Source organism: Anaeromyxobacter sp. Fw109-5, assembly GCF_000017505.1.
Taxonomy (GTDB): domain Bacteria; phylum Myxococcota; class Myxococcia; order Myxococcales; family Anaeromyxobacteraceae; genus Anaeromyxobacter.
The window spans coordinates 15,612-35,954 of sequence record NC_009675.1 but is presented as its reverse complement, the minus strand read 5'-3'; the positions used below and the strand labels follow the sequence as shown (position 1 = coordinate 35,954).

Sequence of the window (20,343 nt, the reverse complement as noted above, 5' to 3'; positions counted from 1 at the left end):
CGGCGGACCCGACTGGGAGTCGAGCGGGCGGCGAGGTGGGCTCACGGGCACGGTGGGACTGGCGCCGTCGGGTGCCCGTACGGCAGGATGGCTCGATTTGGAACCGGGGCCCGTGCCGACCGCCACAGACACCGATCCGTTGCTGGACATACTGTTCGCGCACGCCGGCATCGGGCTGTGCCTCGTCGCGCCAGACGGGAGGGTCGTGCGCGCGAACGGCGACTGGCTTCGCGCGATGGGGCTCTCCTCGCAGGCGGTCGGCGAGGACGTCCTCGCCCTCCTGGGCGAGGACGGCGGTCTCACCTCGCTCCTCGAGCGCGCTCGCCGGGGCGAGCCGGTCGAGCTCCCGTCCCGCCGGCGGATCGATCAGCACGGCCGCTCGACGTGCTGGGAGGGGCGGCTCGTGCCCGTGCCCACCCGCCTCGGTGCGGGCGTCCTCCTCACCGCTCGCGAGGTGCCGGGGGCGCTCGCGCGCGAGCGGGGAAGCGAGCCCGAGCGCTCCCGGTCCGGAGCAACGCCCACGGCCGAGCGGCTCGCCCGCGAGAGAGCGGAGCTCCTCGCGTCCATGGCCCAGGACCTGAGCGGGGGGGCCGATCTCGACGCCGTGCTCCGAGCGGCCGTCGAGCGCGGGACCGAGCTGCTCGGCGGGGTCGACGGAGCGTTCCTCCTTCTCGAGCCCGACGGGCGGCACGCCAGGGTGCACAGCGAGGCGTGGAAGCTGGGTCGCACCGGGACGGTGCTCGACGTCGACGCCATCCCCGCCGGGAGGGCGGCCCTCGCGGAGCGCCGCCCGAGGTTCGTGAGCGGAGGTCACGGCCAGGGTGAGGGCCTCGCTTGGCTGAAGAGCCGTGGCGCGCGGAGCTGGCTCATCGCCCCCGTCTCCGTGCAAGGGCAGCGGCTCGGGCTCCTCTACGTCGCCCGCGCCGAGGGCGATCGTCCGCCGCAGCCGGACCTCGACTTCGCCGAGGCCATCGCGAATCACGCCGCGCTGGCCATCACGCGAGCCCGCGGCTCCCAGGCCCTCCGGCGCAGCGAGGAGCGGTTCCGGACGCTCGCCGAGCACGCGCCGGACGTCATCACCCGGTTCGACCGCGACATGCGCTTGCTGTACGCCAACGCCGCGCTCGGGCGGGTGACCGGGATCCCGGCGGCGCACGTCACCGGCAAGACGAGCGCGGAGCTGGAGCTCCCGGCCGACCTGGTCGCCTGCCTCGAGGCGGGGCTCGCACGCGTGTTCGAGACCGGGGAGCCGCGCACGCTGGAGTTCCGCTTCGATGGGCCCCACGGGACGGGGTACCACGAGGCGCGCCTCGCGCCCGAGCCCGGGGAGGACGAGGGCGTCGCGTCGGTGCTGGCCGTCACGCGCGACATCACCGAGCGCAAGCACGCCGAGCACTCGCTGCGCGAGGCCGAGGAGCGCGCGCGCGCCCGGGCCGACGAGCTGGAGGCCGTGCTGGACGCGGTGCCGGCCGCCGTGTGCATCACGCGCGAGCGCGACGCTCGCCACGTCGAGGCGAACAACCTCTGCCGCGAGCTGCTGCGGCTTCCGCCCGCGGTGAACCTCTCCCGCACCGTGCCGGGCGACGGCGCGCCGAGCTTCCGCGCGATGAAGGACGGGGTCGAGATCCCGGCGCACGAGCTCCCGCTCCAGGTGGCGGCGGCGCGAGGCGTCGAGGTCAGGAACCACGAGTTCAGCCTCGTGTTCGCGGACGGGACGAGGCGGCACGTCCTCGGCAACGCAGCGCCACTGCGCGACGAGCTCGGCGACCCCCGCGGCGCCGTGGTCGCCCTCGTGGACATCACGGAGCGACGCCGCGACGAGGACGCCCTGGGCGCTTCTCGAGCATCGCGAGCGCGAGCAGAAGCGGGCCGAGGAGGCGCCCGGCTCGTCGACGACCTGCTCGACGTGACGCGCATCTCCCGCGGGAAGATCCAGCTGCGCCGGACGCTCGTCGACCTCGCCGGGATCGTCCGCCGCACGGTCGACGATCACGCTGCCCTGTTCGCGCAGCAAGAGCTCGGGCTCCGGGTCTCCGGCGCGGACCGACCGCTCTGGGTGGACGGCGATCGCACCCGGCTGGCGCAGATCGTGGGGAACGTCCTCGTGAACGCCGCGAAGTTCACCGGCGCGGGCGGGCGGGTGGAGGTCGAGGTGGCCGCGGAGGACGACGCCCGCGCGCGCGTCACGGTTCGCGACACCGGCGTGGGCATCGCGCCGCGGCTGCTCGGCCGGGTCTTCGAGCCGTTCATCCAGGCGGAGGACTCCCTCCACCGGAGCCGCGGGGGGCTCGGGCTGGGGCTCGCCCTGGTGAAGGGGCTCGTCGAGCTGCACGGGGGGACCGTCGAGGCGCGCAGCGAGGGGATCGCGCGCGGCGCCGAGTTCACGCTGCGCTTCCCTCGTTGCGCGGACGCGCCGTCCGGGAGCGTCCGGGACGAGGAGCCCGCCGCCGCGGCCCGGCCACGGCGCGTGCTGATCGTCGAGGACAACCTCGACGCGGCGGAGACGCTCTGCCTGATGCTGGAGATGTGCGGCCACGAGGTCGGCGTGGCGCACGACGGGCACGGGGCGATGGAGCAGGTGCGCGCGTTCCGCCCCGACGTCGTGCTCTGCGACATCGGCCTCCCGGGGATGGACGGGTACGAGGTCGCCCGCGCGATCCGGTCGGACCTCGCGCTGGCCGACCTTCCGCTCGTGGCGCTCACGGGCTACGCCCTCCCGGACGACCAGCGCCGGGCCATCGAGGCGGGCTTCGACCGCCACCTCGCCAAGCCCGTGAGCAGCGACGAGCTGCAGCGGGTCATCGGGGCCCTGAGCGCGCGCGCGCCGGGCCTCACCCCCGCGCGGGCGTGATCGACCTCACACCGCCGCTCAGCCGGCGCGCCGGTGCGTCGCGGACGTGAACGGCGCCGCCCGGAGCGGACCCGCCCGCGTTTCCGCCGACGGATCGACCTCCAGCACCTCCTCGACGCCGCGGCGCAGGGCGCGCGCGCTCGCCGGGGGCGCGACGGCGAGCCGGAACAGCATGGGCTCCCCCCGCCCCCGCGCGTCGGGGAACAGCCGGTCGAGCCGGCCCCGCAGCTCGCGCAGCGTGGTGGCCTCCGCCGGCGTGAGCCCCTCGCCGCCGCCGGACGCCAGGCGCGCGAAGAGGTACGTGAGCGGCGTCATGGGCTGGAACGCGAGGCCGAGGACCGTCGCCTGGAGCCACACGCGCTGCATGGCCCGGCCCCCTGCGAAGTAGGCCTCGCGCGTGTGCTCGGGCACGGAGACGAGGCCCGCGGCGCTCGCCGCCGCCATCGCCCGCGCCGCCGGCTTCTCGAGGGCGCGCCCGCCGCCGAGGCGGCCCACGAGCTCCATCGCGGCCCAGGACGACATCACGCGCAGGCCCGCCTGATCCGCGCCGGAGAGCTCGAGCGTGGCGACGTCCAGGCCGTCGCGCGTCGCGCGCGCCTCCTCGGCGCTCCAGCGGAGCTCCCCCATCATCTCGCGATGCATGGTGCGCGAGAGGAAGCGCAGCCGGTCCCCTCGCCCGAGCACCTCGCCGAGCGCGGCGAGCCGCTCCGGGTCCTCGACGAGGTGCAGCGCCGCGCCGGGCACCTCCGCGGCGACGCGGAGGAGGAGGTCGTGCGCGTGCCGGGCGAGCGGAGCGCGCGGCGCGAGCTTGCGGTTCGTGACCCGCTCCGGGATGGCCGCCGCGAGCGCGACGACGCTCGCCGGCGCGGCGCCGCCCGTCGCGGCGAAGCGGAGATCGCACACCGCGGCGGGATCGCCCGGATCCGGGCGGAGCTCGACCGCGGCGTCGAGCCCCATCGCGGCCGCGGCGAGCGCCACGTTCTCGACGGCGGCGCCGAACGCGAGCCAGCTGGCGAGATCGCGGTGGTCGAGGAACGACCGCGAGCGGGCGGCGTCGTGGACCAGGCGGAGACGCTTGCCGTCCCAAGAGAACCGCCAGGGCTGGCAGTTCCCCCCGGACGGCGCGAGCGTGGCGAGCCACACGAGCTCCCGGACGCGCTGCGCGTCGAGCGCCGCGCGCGACCGCACCACCATGGGGGCGACCGGGGCCGGCGCGGCGGCGCACGCCGCTTCGACCTGCGCGGGCGGGGGGTCCTGGAGCCCGGGCAGCGCCGCCCCCGCTCCGTCGCGCACGAGCTCGTCGAGGTCCACGTAGAACCGCCCGGACGAGGTGAGCTGGCCGAGCGCGATGCGGCGCGCGGCGTCGGTCACGACCGCAGCGCCGAGCGAGACGGCCGAGGCGAGCTGCGGCCAGGTCTTGAGCGTGGCCTTCACCTCCACGAGCGACGCCGCCAGGCGCGGCGAGATCGACCGTTCGCCGAGGATGCGGAGCACGATGGGCACCTTCTCCGAGGTGTCGAGGCCGCGGAGGCGCTCCGCGTCGATGGCGCCGACGAGGCCGTGGAGGACGGGCCGCCCGGGCTCGAGGTCGAAGCGCTCGACGTCGAGGAGGCCCCGGTCGCTCGTCTCCATGAGCACGGGGATGCGCAGCGCGCGCGCCGCCTCCCGCACCCGCACCTTCACGTAGAGGTCGTCGCACTCCTCCACGAGCAGGTCGAGCGGACGCCCGCCGGGTCGAAGGAACGCGTCCATGTTCCCGTCGGTGATCCCGTCCAGGAACGGTCGCACGCGCAGGTACGGATCGAGCTCGGCGATGGCGCGCGCGGTGAGCACGGCCTTGGGGAGCCCGATCTCGTGCACGCCGGCCCGGAGCCGGTTCAGGTTCGAGAGGCTCAGCCGGTCGTGGTCCGCGAGGTAGAGCTCCCCGCCCACCTGCTCCATCGCGAGGGCGACCGCGCTCGCGCTCCCCACCGAGAGCCCGATGACGCCGAGCCGGAGGGCGCGGAGCCGCTCCTGCTCCTCGGACGAGATCTTGTTCCTGTTCCGGCTCGCCCGGAGCTCGCGGAACTCGTCCTCCGGCAGCACGTGCACGACCCGCCGGGACCACGGGTAGAGGAACCAGGTGCCGTGGTGCGCGAGCGGCGCCCCCTCGAGATGCGCCGCAAGCCGCTCGCCCAGCTCCGCGGGCTCGAGCTCCCGGGCGGGCTCGCGGGTCTCGAGGAGCTCCACGAGCTGCTCCCGCAGCGTGTCGTGCACGGCGAGGCCGCCCTCGACGACGCGCGCGGCGAGCCGCTCGCGCGCCGCCGGGTCGCCTGCGGCGAACGCCTCCGGCCGCCACCGGTTCCCCTCGTGGCCGGGCCGCAGCACCCGGTCCGGATCGGGCGGCGCGTGCTCGAAGCCGGGAGGGCCGGCGGGGCGGGGCCGCGGCGACTGGGCGGTCTCCCGAAACTCCAGCTGGTGCGGACCGCGCATTGCAGGGTGCCTCCCGTTGGGTGTTCGGACCGAGTGTACGCCTCCGAATGAACCCCGCGACCAGACGTGATAGACGAAGCCGCGATGCGCGCGATCCGCTGGGATCATCCCGACGCGTTCGATGACGTGCTCCTGCTCGTAGCCCCGGACGACGCCCACCGCCGGGTGCTGCGCGAGCGCCTCGCCCAGGTCCGCGGACGCGAGCAGCCAGGCGAGCGCGGCCTTCACCCCCGGTTCAAGATCGTCGCCGTCCCGGGCGGTCGCGAATCGCTCAGGCGCGCCGGCGGCGTCACCATCGCGATGGTGAACCTCGAGCTGCCCAAGGGGCCGGGGCTCGAGACGATCCGGGAGCTCCGCGAGGCGCGCGAGGACCTCGCCATCCTGGCGTACGCCACGACGGCGGGGGCGTCGGATGCGATGGCCGCGGTGATGGCCGGCGCGGACTTCTTCTTCGACTGCCGCGACGAGTCGAGCGCGGCGCTGGCCCACGTGGTGGACCTGGCCATCGAGCGCCGGCGGCTCACCCACACCATCGAGAAGCAGGAGGCGGACGTGGAGGAGGCCCGCGGCAGGCTGGCCCAGCTCGCCGGGGAGCTCGTCGGCACGATGCCGGGGCTGTGGCCGCTGCACTCGCGTGAGGACGTCCTGCCCTTCCGCGAGGCCGCGCGCCGCTATCTCCTCGCCGCCACGCGCTTCTTCGCGCGCGACCCGCGCGGCCTCGCGAAGGCGCTCGGCGTGTCCTACTTCTCGCTGCGGCGACTCCTCGCGCGGTACGACGTCCCGTTCCCGGCGGCGCGCCCCCGCAAGTAGGGACACGCTGCGTCCTGGCGCATCCTCACGCTGAGTGGTAGTGTCCCTCGTGCCGCCCTCGCAGCACATGTTGCGGAGTCCGCAATGTCACGGAGGGCGTACCTCACCCGGAGCCTTCACATGCCCGCACTCGCCGACAAGTTCGCCCTGAACCTCAAGAGCGAACGTCTCCGCCGCAAGCTGTCCCAGGAGGCCCTCGCCACGAAGGCGCGGCTCTCGGTCTCCTACATCTCGATGCTCGAGCGGCGCCAGCGGACGCCGCCCCTCGAGACGCTCGAGTGCCTCGCGAAGGCCCTCGCGGTCTCGCCGACGTCGCTGCTCGAGTGAGCGGGCCGGCGCGGCCGAGCGCCGCGCGACGGCTCAGCGGTCGACGCGCATCACGATCTCGGGGAAGAGGGCCGTGAGCGAGCTCGCGAGCTTCTTCTGCCACGGGACCGCCGCGCTCCCGAACAGCTTCACCTGGCAGCGCTTGTCGCGCGCCTGCAGGAGCACGTCGGCGAGCGCCCGGATCCCGGAGCTGTTCAGGAAGGCGACCTGCGTCAGGTCGATCGAGATGGCCGGGCCCCTCCCCAGGGAGGCGATCAAGGGCTCGAACGCCCGCGCGTAGGCCTCGGGCGATTCGAGGCGCATCACCCCGCGCAGGAGCCACGTGCCCGGGGACGGCCCCGCCTCCACCGAGTAGTCCGCCTTGTTCGGCTTCATCGCTGCTCGACCTCCGCCGCGCTGAGCTCCACGCGCAGGCAGACCGTCACCCTTCCGCCCGCCTGGGCGGGCAGGACCGTGGCCCCCACGGTCGCGCCGTAATCCTTAGCGAGCAGGGCGATGCCGAGCCCGCGCCGATCCTGTACCCGCCGGTGGAACACGTCGGCCGCGTCGCCCCGGGCGAGCGCGGGGAGCAGGTCCCGCAGGCTCTGGAGGTGCTGCTCGGTGGCCTCGTTTTGGATCTCGAGGTGCACCACCTCACCGTGGTGGCGGATCGAGGCGCGGGCCGGCGCGCGAGCGTCCGCGCTGAACTTGGCGGCGTTCTCCACGAGCTCGTTCATCACGGTGGAGAGGACGCTGCGCGCCGTGTCGGGCCGCTCGAAGCCTTGCCCCATGTAGTCGGCCATGAAGTCGGCGATCATGCCGCAACGTCGCCACTCGGTCACGAGGTCTATCGGGAAGACCTCCAGCTCGATCGCGCTGAGCGGCGGGGGGGTGACCTCGGGGAACGCGCCGAGGACGGTGGGGGTGCTCATCGCTCGTCTCCCAGCCAGGGGTCCAGCTCGTGCTCCCCCGGGATGCGCAGGTCTCGGAACGCGGTCGGTACGTCGAGGTGCGGGACGACGAGGTAGCTGTCCATCGGGTTGCGCTCCGATCGGTAGAGCTCGTGGACCTTGTAGTGGGGGAACGGCTTGAGGTGTCGCGGCCGGATCCCGTGCCGCTCGACGAGGCGCCGCATGGAACGGACGACGCAGAACGTGACGAGCGGCGGCCGCGCCGCGTCGAGCTCCACGAACGCGCGCGCGTGGGCGATAGCGACGAACAGCGGGCCGAGCCCGGAGTTGCGCAGGCGCGGCGCGACGACCAGCTTCGTGAGCTCGCGCCGCGCGGCGGGCTCGTAGCGGTCCTCGAGCCCCAGCGCGCGCACGTGGCCGGCGACCTCGTCGTCGGTGACGCGCCCGAAGCGCTCCACGTAGGTGTTGCGCACGTACAGCCCGCACACCGCGGCCAGCTCGTCCCCGGCGAAGCCCATCAGGAAGCGGTGCGGCCACGGCTCGATCTTGCGGTCCAGGTCGTAGGTGTCGCCCGAGAAGACCACGCCGTAGCGGCGGTGGTAGACCTCGCCCACGAGCTGCCGGCAGCGCAGCACGTCGCCGGAGCCCGCGGCGATCTCGAGCCGCAGCCTCATGCCGGAGCGCCCGGGGCGCGCGCGCGCAGCATGAAGAACGCGACGTCGTCCGCGTAGCGACCGTCGGTGAACTCGTCGAGCCGCTCCACCAGGCGCCGCCGGAGCTCCCCCAGCGGCTCGTCGCCGCAGCGGGACAGCAGCTCCACGACCGGCTCGGGGCCGAACAGCCCGAGCTCGTGACGACCGTGGCGCGCCGCCTCGAACACCCCGTCCGTCCCCACGAACACCAGGTCTCCGGGGCGGAGCTCGAGCGTGGCGTCGCCGATGCGCTCGAGGGGGAGATCGGGCGTGAAGCCGACGCCGAGGGGCAGGTGCTGGACCTCCAGCGTCTGCACCTCCTTCGAGGCGGCGCGGTAGACGAGCAGGTCCTCGTGGCAGCCGCTCACCACGAGCCGGTCGCCGCGCGCGTCCCTCCGGATCGCCACGATCGTCATGAAGCGCCGGTCCTCGAGCTGGGCGAGGTTCCGCCACAGGACCCGGTTCACGAGGTGGTTCAGCTCGCGGGGCGAGACCTCCGGGCGCGCCTCGATGATCGACGAGAGCGCGCTGTGCGCCATGAGCGCCAGCAGCCCGGAGTGGAAGCCGTGCCCGACCACGTCTCCCGCGAAGAACCACTCGCTGTCCTCCGTCTCGAAGTGGTGCAGGTAGTCCCCGCCGACCGAGTCGGCCTGCCGCATGTGGCAGGCGAACTCGAACCGCTCGAGGCGGGAGTCGGGGGGCACGAGCCGCGCCTGGAGCGTGCGGGCGATCTCGATCTGGGCCGCGAGGCGCGCCTGCCGCTTCGTCACCACCTCGAGGAGCGCCGCGGGCGCGCTGATCGAGATCGCGAAGATCACGAGGAACGCCACCGTGAACCCGACGGGCGCGAGCCCCTCGCGGCCGCGCAGGAACACGTAGTCGAGGTTGTGCGCCGAGAAGAGGATGCAGGCCAGCGCCAGGGCGCGTCCCTGCGCGTGGAGCGTGGTCCAGCGGTGGCGGATGACGTCGAGCCCGACCGCCAGCGAGGGCGCGGCGACGGCGACCGCGGTCGGCCCCGCGACCACGACGAAGGGCGCCCCGGCCGCCGCGGCGAGGACGGAGCAGGCGAGCCCCCCGCCGAGGAGCAGGACGAGCCTGCGCCACGGCACCGCGACCTCGGCCACCGAGGCGAGGAGCTGCGCGAAGGCCGCGTTGTTGACGAAGACGGAGGCGAAGCCGAGCGTGACCGCCAGGTGGTTCTGCGTGAGCGCGCTCTGGAGCAGCGCGGACGCGATCACCGACGCCCAGGCGACGAAGAGCATGCGGAACAGCGGGTCGCGCGTGCTGCGCCACAACGCCGCCGCGAAGCCGGTGTTGATGAGGGCCGCCCCCGCCAGGAGGACGAGGAGGTTCTGCACGACCTCGGAGTGCATCTGGACGGGCAGTATGCCTCACCGTCGCCGCGCGCGGCAGGGCCTGCGCTGGTCGCGGGCGGCGCGGGCAGCGGGTCCCGGCGAGCGCCTCGGATGCGCGCTCGGCTTCGAGCGAGGGCGCGCGTGGCCGCCGCGCGGCCGCGCCCCGGCGCCCCGCGGCCCACCCCGGCTCGAGGCGGGAGGGCGCACCCGGAAAAGCCGAAGGCCCCCGGCAGAACCGGGGGCCTTCGTCACTTCCCGTGCATTCGGCTACTCGGACTGGGCGATCGAGATCTCGACCCGCCGGTTGGCCTCACGGCCCTCGGGGGTGTCGTTGGAGGCGATCGGGCGGCTCGGGCCGAAGCCCTTCGCCGACAGCCGCTCCTTGGCGATGCCCCGCTCGACGAGCGCCTTCAGCACCGCGTCGGCGCGCGCCTGCGAGAGCCGCTTGTTCAGCGCGGCGCCGCCGGACGAGTCGGAGTGACCCTCGATGACGACGCGGGTGATCTCGGCGTGCTCCGCGAGCACCTTCGCGATCTCGTCGAGGAGCCCGGCGGACTCCGGCTTGATGGTCGCCTTGCCGGTGTCGAACTGGACCTTCTCCCTGAGCTCGACCTTCTTCGCCTCCTTCTCGACCACCACGCGCGGGCAGCCCTCGTTGTCCGCAGAGCCCGCCTCCGCCGGACACTTGTCCTGGTGATCCGGCACGCCGTCGCCGTCCCCGTCCTTCGCCGCGCAGCCCTTCAGCTCCGCGAGCCCCTGCTCCGACGGGCACTCGTCGTCCCTGTTCGCCACGCCGTCGCCGTCGTCGTCGAGGTCGGGGCACTGGTCGGGCGTGTGCGCCTGGCCGGGCGCGCACGGATCCGCGGGCGGGGGCGGGGGCGGCGCCGCCGCGGGGGCGGGCTCGGGCGCGGGGGCCGGCTCCTCGGCCTTCTCCTGGCGCTCGAAGCGGAGCGCGAAGCCTGCGAGGGCGCGCCACTGCGGGGTGCCGTACCGGTTGAAGATGCCGGGGCCGCCGAGGCCGAACACCTCGACCGGCCCGATGTTGAACCTCAGGCCCGCGAGGACCTCGCCGTACGCGGGCCCCCGCTCGCCGTCCACCCCCACCGCGCCGCGATAGGAGAGCTCGGGCCGGATGACACCCTTGCGCGCGAGCACGACGCCGTAGCGGATCTCCGAGCCGACCGTGCGGCTGCCGACGAGCTGCTCGTCGGTGAGGTAGTAGCCGCCCTCGACGCCGACGGTGTTCTTTCCGAAGTCACGGCCGAGCTCGAGGCGAAAGAGGCCGGCGGGGTTCGCAGGCTTCGCGAAGATGCTCCTCGTGCCCCAGGGCGCGAAGAACTCGCCCGCGAGCGCGAGGTTGAAGGGCGCGCCCGAGGCCTGCTGCAGCGCGCCGAGCCTGAGACCGAAGGACGTGGCGCCGAAGCCCGACGACGCGGCCTGCAGCCCCTCGCCCTGGTTCATGACGAAGTTGACGCGCCCGTAGAGCTCGACGCGAGGCAGGACGACGTAGTCGAGGGTCAGGCGCAGCGTGTCTCGGTCCTCGACGACCGCGGCCCAGCCTCGGTCGTCGCGCCGGCCGAGGAGATCATCGCCGCGGGTCACGAGGGAGCGATGCTGGCGGTCGAACGCGGCCACGCCACGGACGGTGCCGGCGGGCGCGACCTCGCCGTCGCCGACGACGAGAGAGCCGCGCGCGGCGGGGTCGAGCTGGAGCCTCTCGAGCTCGAAGCTCTCCTGGGCGGCGGCCGCCGAGGCGAGCGCCACCGACAGCAATGTCACGAAACTACGAACGATATTCACGTGAGTCCCCCTGTTGGTATCGTTTGGGCGAGCGGATGCTACCACACCTGCCCACCCGTGCGCGGGAGGGCCATGGGGGGCCCGTGCTCCGGGATCGGGGAGTGCAGCGCCGCGCCGGCGCCCGACGACCGCGGGGACCTCGCCCGCCGGGACCGCCTCCCGTCCCGAGCACGCGCCGCGGTGCTCGTTCACGCAGGACGCGCGAGCGGGCTCGTCCGCCGGCAACCGCGGACGAGCCCGGATCGACACGCTCGCTGTCGGGTCTGAACCCGGCTCACGTCCTCCTAGTCGTCTGGCGCCGGCGGCATACCCGTATACGTGAAGTCGAAGTCCTGGCTGGTCACGACGGCGTTCTGGACCTCGATCCGGACCGTATACCCGGCCGGATAGTTCAGGGCCGGGGCCACCGTCGTGATCACCGGGACGCCGTTCTCGAACTCCAGTGACGCCGGGGCCGGCTGTCCACCGATGTACACGTACGTGGCGGTGTTCAGGGCGGTTCCTCGCAGCGTGATCCTCGCGCCCATCGGACCGGCCGTCGGCTCGATGCTCGTCAGCGTCATCCTGCGCGGATCCGGGGCGAGCGGGATCGTGACCTCCATGGGCTCGAACGCAAAGGGAGGACCGGGGTTGAGGCAGGGGTGATTGCCATCGCAGCTCAGCCTGTTCCCGAGCGGGATGGTGCCGAAGTTCACCGCGGTGCCGCAGCCCGAATCGAACGCGAGGCCATCCCCGGCATACAGGGCCGTGTTGTTCGGGGCGGTGGCGAACGGGGAGCTCGTCGTGCCCACGATGTCGATGCTCTTCCCGCCGAGCTTGTAATGGTACCCCGTGGCCGAGGCGTCGCTCTCGGAGCAATAGCCGATGTCCTGCCAGAAGAACGCCCATCCCAGGAGCATGGACGTGTCGACCTGCACGGGCAGGTAGGTGTAACCGTCATTGACGTTGGTCCCCAGCGCGCGACGGACGTCGGGCTTCAGCGCCCACACGAATTCCGCCTGGGACGCGTCTGCCCCGCTGAGCCCACCCCCGTAGATGATGGACGGGAGATTCTCCTTGAGGAGCCCGGGGCCGCCACAGGCGTGGTTGGCCGGCTTGATGTTGTCCTCGACGAAGCGCCAGGAATCCCAGGTCCACAGCACCTTCGATGGATTCGATGCGTCGGCGGGGACCTTCGCGATCGTCTGCATCGCCTTGTAGGTGGTCTGCGTCTCGTTCGTGTAGGTCACGCCGAAGTTGAAGCCGAGGGACTTGCTGACCTCTGCGCTGGGCTTCGCCCCCGAGAACCCCGCGCTCGAGCCGATCGTCCCCGACCCCCCGAAGCTGAAGCTGACGCCCTTGTTCACCGTCACGTCGGGGTTCGCGTTCCCAGGCGCGGTGTCGCCCAGCAGGACGCCGTCCACCAGCCGGTAGCCACTCACCGTCATGTCCGGGATGTGGGCGCTGAAGTTGGCTTGCTGGAGCCAGTAGCCCGCGAACCGATCCCCATCGCCACCGAGGGGGAGCACGCAGTCCGAGACGTTGATGTCGCCCGTCACCCGCGCGACGATGTAATCGGTGGGCTGCTCCGACGTCGACGGCAAGGGGTTGTGCACCGCCCAGGCATACAGATTCGTCTTGACGATGTTGATGCACGAATCCGTCGTCTTGCACGTCCCGTTGTAGTACGCCGCCATCTCGTACTGGTGAGAGTGCATGAACGGAAACTGCGTGCTGTCGGTCGGCAAGACGTTGTAGTTGCTGTCCGCGGCGACGGCCATGGCGACCGGCTGCGTCCCCCGGACGTGCTCCTGGAACCATTCGGCGACCGCCTTCGCGTGAGCCGCGTAGCGCTTCTCGCTGTCCCAGGGAAGGCGCCCGGGGGAGACGGATCGGATCGCCAGCGTGCGCACTCGCTCCTGGGGGTAGGCGAGCACGTAGAGCTCCGCTGGCGTGGTGCCCGAGAGCTTGATCGAGGGATACTTCTGGGCGATGAGGTCATGCGCCCGCACGAGCTGCTCCTGCGTGACGCCCGTGATCAGGATGGCATGCCCCTCCTTCAGGATCGTCTTCAGCGCGGCCTTCTGATCGTCGGTGAGCGTGGCGAGGCTCGCTCCGGAGAGGAGCACCGGGCCGTCGGTCTCTCCGCGCCACTTCTTGGGGGAGAACACCTTCACGAGCTGATCGGCCAGCTGCCCGTCGATCTTTCCATACGTGTAGCTGGTGAGCTCGATCTGCTTCGCCGCTGCCGCCGCCTCGACCGGCGCGGATGAGCTGGTCCGCTCATCGCTCCGTTCGGGCGGGCCGCAGGCCGCCAGCGCCAGCGCCAGCGCTGCCATGAGTACGCTCGAGCGACGCATCACACGACCTCCTGTCGTGCGCCTTGCCGCGAGTCGGCCACACGCGAGCGCCTGGCACGAGAGGGCGAGTCCGCGACTCCAGACTGCGCGATCCCTGCCGCTCGTGTGGTGCCGCCCCCCCGCGCGGCGCGACGATCCTGACGGGCAACGTCACGGCATCGCCACTGTGCGCCCGAAGCCGCTGCTCTTCCATGCGACTCGGAGACCGCCGCGCCCGCGCTAGCTCCAGCGAGGGCGGACCCGAAGGCGCGCGGCGAGGCGCCGCCCTCGTGCGGCCGACGCTGAAACCGATCGAGCGCGTGTGCAGGCGACGGGCGGCGACGCGGCGAACCTCTGCGAGCGTCCGTGCGGCCGCGGTGGTGCTCGTGACCGGGCCGCGCGCGCCCGCCATCTACTCGACCCGCGTGCTCCGGAGCATTCCCGCGGCGAGTCGCGCGCGAGGCACACGCAGAGCAAACCACGTCACCGGCCCTGAAAACAGGGAAGCCCCGCGAACCGTGCGGTCAGCGGGGCCTCGGATGCCGGACGAGGTGGAAGTGCCTGGGGGCGGAATCGAACCACCGACACGGGGATTTTCAGTCCCCTGCTCTACCGACTGAGCTACCCAGGCGAAGGTGCGTCCGGCCCGGGGGCCGTCGCGGGGTAGCGTTCTACGATCGACAGGGGGCGGAAGGCAAATCGAAAACGCGGCGGGGCCCGGGGCGCCGGGGACGGCCGGGCTACTCGGAGCGGGCGGCGCGGGCAGCGGGCGACGGCTCGGCCCTCGGCACGGCGCGGGCGGCGACGCGCGACTCGTGCAGCGACGTCCGCACGGCCGACGCCTGCCGCGCCGGCGGCGGCGCCATGCGGCGCGCGATCTCCTCGGCGTGCTGCTCGAGCGAGGTGCACGCGACGGCGGTGACGCCCTCGTGCCGCTCGCGCATCTCCTGCCAGAAGCGGACGCGGGCCTGGTTCACGAGCAGGCGGTCCTCGAGGTGATCGAACGTCGCCTCGAGCGCGCGCCGCTCGGCGTGGAGCCGCGCGCGCTGGACCTCGAGCTCCTTCGAGGCGCCGCAGGCGGCCAGCAGGGAGACGGCGGCGGCGAGCGCGAGCGTTCTCAAGCGGACCTCCTCCCAAGGGCCACGGGGCATCGCGCCCCGGTCCGCTCGAAGCTCTCCACGCCAGGGTCGGGACACATCCTCCCGCCGGATACGGGACCCGGGCGTGGATCACCGCCGAACCTCGCTCGCCGGCGGAGGAAAAACCTGGCGGGGGGTGCCGCGCGGGCCGTCCCGGGTGGAGCCGGCCCGAAATCGACGCAGCGCGCGGCCGCGCCGGCGCGGGGGCCCGATGGTTGGAAGTCCAACGAACGGCGCCGGCCGAGCGCCGCGGGCGGCTACACCTTCGGGATGGCCTTCAGCACCGCGCGCCCGTCCTTCACCTCCACCCGGAAGTCGACGGACTTGGCCTGGAAGCGCGCCATGAGGTCGGGCACCTGCTTCGCGACGCTCCTCGCGACCGCCTCGTAGGTGAGGCGGGAGACGTCCTCGTTGCAGCGCCGCTTCGCCGCCACGTAGTCGTCGAAGAGCGCGCGGAGCTTCGCCTCGTCCACGCCGCCGGGCGCGGGGGTGGGACGCGGCGCCGGCGTCGCGGACGGCTTCGCCTCGGCAGACGCGGCGGGCGCGGCGTCCGCCGCCTGGCCGCGCCCCTCGTCCGCGCGCGCGTGCAGCCTGGCCTTGAAGAGGTCGCGCCGGTAGGTCCCCTCCTCGCGCTCGCGGGCGCCGCGCAGCCACAGCCGCTCGTAGGAGAGGTAGCGCGCGTTGAGCGTCTGGATGCGGAAGCGCAGCGCGGCGTTGCGGGTGAAGGCGCCCTTCACCCGCGCCACGTTGCGCTTCAGCTCCTCGCGCCAGCGGACCGGCTCGCGCCGCTCGATGCCGAGGAAGTACTGCTCGTAGCGCGCCTTGAGCGCCTCGAGCTCCTCCTCCAGCGTCTTGACCGACTCGGCGAGCTCGTCCTTGTCGCGGCGCGAGCGCGCCAGCGGATCCTCCGCGCCGAGCGCGCCCTTCGCGAGCGGAGCGCCGGGGCGCGCGGGCGGCTTCGGGAGGGACACGCGCGGAGTCTAGCGGCCGCGCGCGGGGACGATCAACGCCAGCGCTAGGGCGCACCCGCGGCGGCCGGCGCAGGGCGCGTCTTGCGCGCACTCACCCACACCGCCGCGCCCGCCGCGAGCAGCGCGAAGGACGTCCACTGCCCCGCACCCAGGCCGAGGTACACGCCGCGCTCCACGTCGCCGCGGAAGAGCTCCACGCCGGTGCGCAGCACCGCGTAGGCGAGGAGCCAGCTCGCGAGCACCTGCCCGTGGAAGCGCTTGCGGGGCCGCACCACGAGGACGAGGACGAGGAACAGGGCGAGCTCGCCGAACGCCTCGTAGAGCTGGGTCGGGTGGAGCGGGAGCGTCGTCGCGCCGCCCGGGGCGAGGTACTGCGCGGGGTCCGGCCGGTCGAGGAACGTCCGGTACGCCAGCGACTCGGGCGGGAAGCGCGCCGCCCAGGGGAGGTGCTCGCCGGCGAGCCCGCCCCAGCAGCAGCCCGCGGCGAAGCAGCCGAGCCGCCCGAGGAAGTGGCCGAAGGCGACCGACGGGATGACGACGTCCGCGTAGGCGAGGAACGGCATGCGATGGCGGCGCATGTACAGCGCGGCCGCGAGGGCGGCGCCGATGAAGCCGCCGTAGAAGACGAGCCCACCCTCCCACACGGCGAGCACGCGCGGGATGCGCCCGACGGGCGTCGCCAGGAGGAAGCGGCCGGGGCCGAAGTACTCGCCCCAGTTCACGAGGATGAAGTAGACGCGGCTCCCCACCAGCGCGGCGACGAGGACCCAGAAGGCGAGGTCGGCGATGCGCCCCGCCTCGAGCCCGCAGCGGCGCGCCTCGCGCTGCGCGAGCCAGATGCCCGAGAGGAACGCGGCGGCGATGAGCACCCCGTAGCTGTGGAGCGACAGGCGGAGCTCGCGGTCGAGCGCGCCCGCGCGCCAGAGCCAGAGCGCCGCGGCCGCGAGCGCGGCGCTCGTGGGCCAGTCCGCGCGGAAGGCCGCGACCACCGGGAGCGGCTCCTCCGCGCGGCGCGCCTCGCGGAGCCGGGCCGCCGCGCGCCCCACCACGAAGATGACGAGCACCGCCAGGGCGACGAGCGCGCCGAGCCCCTCGGGCACGACGAGCTGCAGGAGTTCGGGGTGCATGAGGCTCCTCCGGGCGCGGAGCGCCCGCGCGGCTAGCCGCCGGTGGACGCGCGCCGGTCGCCCTCGGCGTCCGCCCCGGCCTTCTGGGCGGCCTTGCCGGAGCCCGGGTGGAGGACGAGCAGGGCGACGCCGACGACGATGAGCGAGTCGGCGATGTTGAACGTCGGCCAGCGGATGTCCGGCCGGTTCCACCAGTACCACTCGATGAAGTCGATGACGTAGCCGCGCGCGAGCCGGTCGAGGAAGTTCCCCACCGCGCCGGAGAGGACGAGCGCGAGGGCCACCTGCAGGTAGCGCTGCTCGGCCCGGAGCTTGCGGTAGTAGTGGAGGATGAAGGCCACCGCGCCGAGCGAGACGAGCGTGAAGAAGCCGTTGCGGAACGCCTCGGAGTGGCCGCGGAAGAGCCCCCACGCCGCGCCCGGGTTCTCCACGTAGTTCATGCGCCAGACCGGCCGCCACACGTAGTAGGGGTCGGTGGAGATCGGCTCGAGGTGCTGGTGCTCGAGGAAGCCGGCGAGCCGCTCGCCGAGCGTCTCCGCGCCGGTCCGCTCGAACAGCGTGGTGAGCCGCTCCACCGCCAGGTACTTCGTCCACTGGTCGATCGCGACCAGGGTGACGAAGAGGAGCGCCAGGAGCGCCCACTTGGAGAAGGGCCGGCGCGCGCTCATCGGATCGCGTCCGCGCACTTGCCGCACAGGGTGGGGTGGGCCGGATCGGCGCCGCGGTCGGCCGCGTAGATCCAGCACCGCTCGCACTTCTCGCCGGGCGCGCGCTCGACCTCCACGCCCGACGGGCCGTCGGCGAGCGTCACCCTGGAGACGATGAACAGGGTGGGCAGCTCGGCCTTCGCCTCCTCGAGGAGGGCGCGCGTCTCGCCCTCCGCGCGCACGGTCACCGCCGCCTCGAGGCTCTTGCCGATGAGCCCGGCGCGGCGCGCCTCCTCGAGCTTCTTCTGCACCGCCGCCCGCACCTCGAAGAGCTTGCCGTAGCGCGCCTCGAGCGCGTCCGCGTCGGCGGGGCGCGCGCGGGTGGGCAGCCCGGCCAGGAACACGCTCTCGGCGGGCTTGCCGGGCAGGTGTCCCCACGCCTCGCTCGCGGTGAACGACAGGACCGGCGCGAGCAGCCGCAGCACGTCCTGGCAGACGAGCCAGAGCGCGGTCTGCGCCGAGCGGCGGGGCTTGCCGTCCTTCTTCCAGGTGTAGAGCCGGTCCTTGATGATGTCGAAGTAGAGGGCCGAGAGGTCCACCGCGCAGAGCTGCATGGTGGCGTGGTAGGCGAGGTGGAACTCGTACTCCTCGTAGGCCGCCTTCACCTTCTCGTCCCAGGCGGCGAGCTTCGCGAGCGCCCAGCGGTCGAGCGGCTCGAGCTCGTCGAGCGGCACCGCGTCGCGCGACGGATCGAACCCGTCCAGCGCGCCCAGCATGTAGCGCACGGTGTTGCGGATCTTGGTGTAGCCCTCGGCCAGGCCGGAGACGATCTCGCTCGAGATGCGCACGTCGTCGCGGTAGTCGGAGGCGGAGACCCACAGGCGCAGGATGTCCGCGCCGTACTTCTTGATGATCTCGTCGGGGGCGACGGTGTTCCCCAGGCTCTTCGACATCGCCTTGCCCTGGCCGTCGAGGACGAAGCCGTGGGTGAGCACCGCGCGGTACGGCGCGTGCGCGCGGGTGGCGACGGAGGTGAGGAGCGACGAGTGGAACCAGCCGCGGTGCTGGTCCGAGCCCTCGAGGTAGAGATCGACCGGCACGCCGAGGCCGCGCTTCTCCGCCACCGCCGCCCACGACACGCCGGAGTCCCACCACACGTCGAGGATGTCCTGCTCGCGCCGGAACTCGCCCTCGCCGCAGGCGGGGCACCGCTCGCCCCCGGTGAAGTCTGCCGGCGCGTGGCGGTACCAGGCCTCGATGCCCTCCCGCTCGAAGGCCTCCGCCACCCGCTCCATCACGGAAGGTGACACGAGCGCCTCGGAGCAGCCCTCGCAGTAGAAGACGGGGATGGGCACGCCCCAGGTGCGCTGGCGGGAGAGGCACCAGTCCGGCCGGTTCTCGATCATCCCGTAGATGCGCTCGCGCCCCCAGCGCGGGATCCAGCGCACCCTGTCGATCTCCGCGAGCGCCTGCCTGCGCAGCCCGGCGTGCTCGAGCGAGAGGAACCACTGATCGGTGGCGCGGAACACCACCGGGTTGTGGCACCGCCAGCAGTGCGGGTAGCTGTGGCGCAGCGACGCCTTGGGATCGGAGAGGAGGTGGCCCGAGGCGTGGAGGTCCGCCACGATCTCGGGGTTCGCCTCGAAGATCTTCTTGCCGGCGTACTTGCCGGCCTCCGCCGTGAAGCGGCCCGCGCCGTCCACCGGGTTCAGCACCTCGAGCCCGTAGGCCAGGCCGACCTGGTAGTCCTCGGCGCCGTGGCCCGGGGCGGTGTGCACGAGGCCGGTGCCGGCCTCGAGCGTCACGTGCTCGCCCAGGATCACCGGCGACTCGCGCCCCATGAACGGGTGGCGGTAGCGCAGCCCCTCGAGCGCCTTTCCGTCGAGGTGGGCGAGGACGCGCTCCGGGTGGACGAGGCGCGCGCTCGGCGCGACCCCGCCCCCGCCCGTGGCGGCGGCGTGCGCATCCGGCGTGTGCGCCGCCGGCGCGTCGCTCACGGCGAGCTCGCCCGGCGCGCAGTCGGCGAGGAAGCGGGCGAGGAGGTCCTTCGCGACCACCAGCACCTCGCCGCCCAGCTCGTAGGCGACGTAGTCGAACTCCGGGTGCGCCGCCACGGCGAGGTTCGCGGGCAGCGTCCAGGGGGTGGTGGTCCAGATGACGAGGCGCGCCTTGCGGCCCGCGAGCTTCGCGTCGGGCAGCGGCGAGACGAGGTCGAGCGCGACGTAGATCGAGGGCGAGGTGTGGTCCTCGTACTCGACCTCCGCCTCGGCGAGCGCGGTGCGGTCGGTGACGCACCAGTAGACCGGCTTCTTGCCGCGGTACAGGAAGCCCTTCTCGGCGGCCCGCGCGAGGGTGCGGACGATCTCCGCCTCGTACCCCTTCGACATGGTGGTGTACGGGTCGTCCCAGCGGCCGAACACGCCGAGCCGCTTGAACGCCTCGCGCTGCCGCTCGATCCACTTTCGCGCGTAGGCCCGGCACGCCTCGATGACCTGGGCGCGGTCCATGTCCCGCTTCTTCGGCCCGAGCTCCTTGTCCACCTTGAGCTCGATGGGGAGCCCGTGGCAGTCCCAGCCCGGCACGTAGTCCGCCACCTCTCCCTTCAGGTTGCGGTACTTCACCACCACGTCCTTCAGGATCTTGTTCAGCGCGTGGCCGATGTGGATGTCGCCGTTCGCGTACGGCGGCCCGTCGTGCAGCACGAACCTCTTCGCGCCCGGCCGCTCCGCGTTCGACGCGACGAGGCGCTGGAAGATCGCCTGCTCCTCCCAGCCGCGCAGGATCTCCGGCTCCCGCTGGGGAAGGTTCGCCTTCATCGGGAACGGCGTCTTGGGAAGGTTGACGGTGTCCTTGTAGTCCACGTGCTTTCCTCTGGGAAACCCGGGTTTTTAGCAGCGCGGGGGAGGACATTCAACGAAGCGGTTCGGCCGGGCGCTCCATTGCG

The 20,343-nt window shown here is 73.2% G+C and carries 15 protein-coding genes and 1 tRNA gene; 3 read left to right on the top strand and 13 right to left on the bottom strand.

The window, feature by feature from the left end:
• Positions 1–112 precede the first annotated feature (112 nt).
• Positions 113–2,851 carry a PAS domain-containing protein gene (locus ANAE109_RS23145; RefSeq protein WP_049768486.1) on the top strand — a complete coding sequence of 913 codons (2,739 nt, stop codon included), beginning with the start codon at positions 113–115 and terminating at the stop codon, positions 2,849–2,851.
• 18 nt (positions 2,852–2,869) lie between these two features.
• Here the strand turns inward: ANAE109_RS23145 and ANAE109_RS00140 are convergent, their stop codons facing one another.
• Positions 2,870–5,323 (bottom strand): Rv1355c family protein, encoded by a 2,454-nt coding sequence (locus ANAE109_RS00140; RefSeq protein ID WP_011984352.1) that lies wholly within the window; start codon positions 5,321–5,323, stop codon positions 2,870–2,872.
• A gap of 84 nt (positions 5,324–5,407) precedes the next feature.
• Between ANAE109_RS00140 and ANAE109_RS00135 the strand changes: the two genes are divergently transcribed.
• Both ANAE109_RS00135 and ANAE109_RS00130 read left to right on the top strand, forming a co-directional pair.
• Complete coding sequence (locus ANAE109_RS00135) at positions 5,408–6,133, top strand: response regulator transcription factor (protein WP_011984351.1); 726 nt, start codon at positions 5,408–5,410, stop codon at positions 6,131–6,133.
• A gap of 120 nt (positions 6,134–6,253) precedes the next feature.
• Positions 6,254–6,460 (top strand): helix-turn-helix domain-containing protein, encoded by a 207-nt coding sequence (locus tag ANAE109_RS00130; protein ID WP_041448012.1) that lies wholly within the window; start codon positions 6,254–6,256, stop codon positions 6,458–6,460.
• A gap of 33 nt (positions 6,461–6,493) precedes the next feature.
• On the opposite strand, the gene ANAE109_RS00125 is transcribed toward ANAE109_RS00130, so the two are convergent.
• The 12 genes from ANAE109_RS00125 to ANAE109_RS00070 all read right to left on the bottom strand — a co-directional run bounded on the left by ANAE109_RS00125 (position 6,494) and on the right by ANAE109_RS00070 (position 20,260).
• Complete coding sequence (locus ANAE109_RS00125) at positions 6,494–6,835, bottom strand: STAS domain-containing protein (protein WP_011984349.1); 342 nt, start codon at positions 6,833–6,835, stop codon at positions 6,494–6,496.
• Positions 6,832–7,371: an ATP-binding protein gene (locus ANAE109_RS00120; RefSeq protein WP_011984348.1), complete on the bottom strand. Its 540-nt coding sequence runs from the start codon at positions 7,369–7,371 to the stop codon at positions 6,832–6,834. Before ANAE109_RS00120 ends, ANAE109_RS00125 begins: the two co-directional genes overlap by 4 nt.
• Entirely contained in the window at positions 7,368–8,024 is a 657-nt protein-coding gene (locus ANAE109_RS00115; RefSeq protein WP_041448011.1) for a hypothetical protein, read from the bottom strand. Before ANAE109_RS00115 ends, ANAE109_RS00120 begins: the two co-directional genes overlap by 4 nt.
• Complete coding sequence (locus ANAE109_RS00110) at positions 8,021–9,415, bottom strand: PP2C family protein-serine/threonine phosphatase (RefSeq protein WP_011984346.1); 1,395 nt, start codon at positions 9,413–9,415, stop codon at positions 8,021–8,023. The genes ANAE109_RS00115 and ANAE109_RS00110 overlap by 4 nt, the downstream gene beginning before the upstream one ends.
• Before the next feature lie 249 nt (positions 9,416–9,664).
• Positions 9,665–11,176 (bottom strand): OmpA family protein, encoded by a 1,512-nt coding sequence (locus tag ANAE109_RS00105; protein WP_143827876.1) that lies wholly within the window; start codon positions 11,174–11,176, stop codon positions 9,665–9,667.
• A 305-nt stretch (positions 11,177–11,481) separates the two neighbouring features.
• Entirely contained in the window at positions 11,482–13,515 is a 2,034-nt protein-coding gene (locus ANAE109_RS00100; protein ID WP_041448010.1) for an IPT/TIG domain-containing protein, read from the bottom strand.
• 558 nt (positions 13,516–14,073) lie between these two features.
• Positions 14,074–14,146 (bottom strand) — tRNA-Phe (locus ANAE109_RS00095).
• 109 nt (positions 14,147–14,255) lie between these two features.
• Positions 14,256–14,636 carry a hypothetical protein gene (locus ANAE109_RS00090; RefSeq protein WP_143827875.1) on the bottom strand — a complete coding sequence of 127 codons (381 nt, stop codon included), beginning with the start codon at positions 14,634–14,636 and terminating at the stop codon, positions 14,256–14,258.
• A 275-nt stretch (positions 14,637–14,911) separates the two neighbouring features.
• Positions 14,912–15,625: an MXAN_5187 C-terminal domain-containing protein gene (locus ANAE109_RS00085; protein WP_011984342.1), complete on the bottom strand. Its 714-nt coding sequence runs from the start codon at positions 15,623–15,625 to the stop codon at positions 14,912–14,914.
• Positions 15,626–15,669: 44 nt separating this feature from the next.
• Entirely contained in the window at positions 15,670–16,752 is a 1,083-nt protein-coding gene (gene lgt, locus ANAE109_RS00080) for a prolipoprotein diacylglyceryl transferase (RefSeq protein WP_011984341.1), read from the bottom strand.
• A gap of 32 nt (positions 16,753–16,784) precedes the next feature.
• On the bottom strand, positions 16,785–17,420 hold the full coding sequence (lspA, locus tag ANAE109_RS00075) for a signal peptidase II (protein ID WP_011984340.1): 636 nt from the start codon (positions 17,418–17,420) through the stop codon (positions 16,785–16,787).
• Positions 17,417–20,260, bottom strand: a complete 2,844-nt coding sequence (locus tag ANAE109_RS00070) for an isoleucine--tRNA ligase (RefSeq protein ID WP_011984339.1) — start codon at positions 20,258–20,260, stop codon at positions 17,417–17,419. Before ANAE109_RS00070 ends, lspA begins: the two co-directional genes overlap by 4 nt.
• Positions 20,261–20,343: the final 83 nt, after the last annotated feature.

Bases quoted from the DNA above. Each gene is read 5' to 3' on its own strand.
- ANAE109_RS00140 (WP_011984352.1), bottom strand. From the start codon at position 5,323: ATGCGCGGTCCGCACCAGCTGGAGTTTCGGGAGACCGCCCAGTCGCCG.
- ANAE109_RS00135 (WP_011984351.1), top strand. From the start codon at position 5,408: ATGCGCGCGATCCGCTGGGATCATCCCGACGCGTTCGATGACGTGCTC.
- ANAE109_RS00130 (WP_041448012.1), top strand. From the start codon at position 6,254: ATGCCCGCACTCGCCGACAAGTTCGCCCTGAACCTCAAGAGCGAACGT.
- ANAE109_RS00125 (WP_011984349.1), bottom strand. From the start codon at position 6,835: ATGAAGCCGAACAAGGCGGACTACTCGGTGGAGGCGGGGCCGTCCCCG.
- ANAE109_RS00120 (WP_011984348.1), bottom strand. From the start codon at position 7,371: ATGAGCACCCCCACCGTCCTCGGCGCGTTCCCCGAGGTCACCCCCCCG.
- ANAE109_RS00115 (WP_041448011.1), bottom strand. From the start codon at position 8,024: ATGAGGCTGCGGCTCGAGATCGCCGCGGGCTCCGGCGACGTGCTGCGC.
- ANAE109_RS00110 (WP_011984346.1), bottom strand. From the start codon at position 9,415: ATGCACTCCGAGGTCGTGCAGAACCTCCTCGTCCTCCTGGCGGGGGCG.
- ANAE109_RS00100 (WP_041448010.1), bottom strand. From the start codon at position 13,515: ATGGCAGCGCTGGCGCTGGCGCTGGCGGCCTGCGGCCCGCCCGAACGG.
- lgt (WP_011984341.1), bottom strand. From the start codon at position 16,752: ATGCACCCCGAACTCCTGCAGCTCGTCGTGCCCGAGGGGCTCGGCGCG.
- lspA (WP_011984340.1), bottom strand. From the start codon at position 17,420: ATGAGCGCGCGCCGGCCCTTCTCCAAGTGGGCGCTCCTGGCGCTCCTC.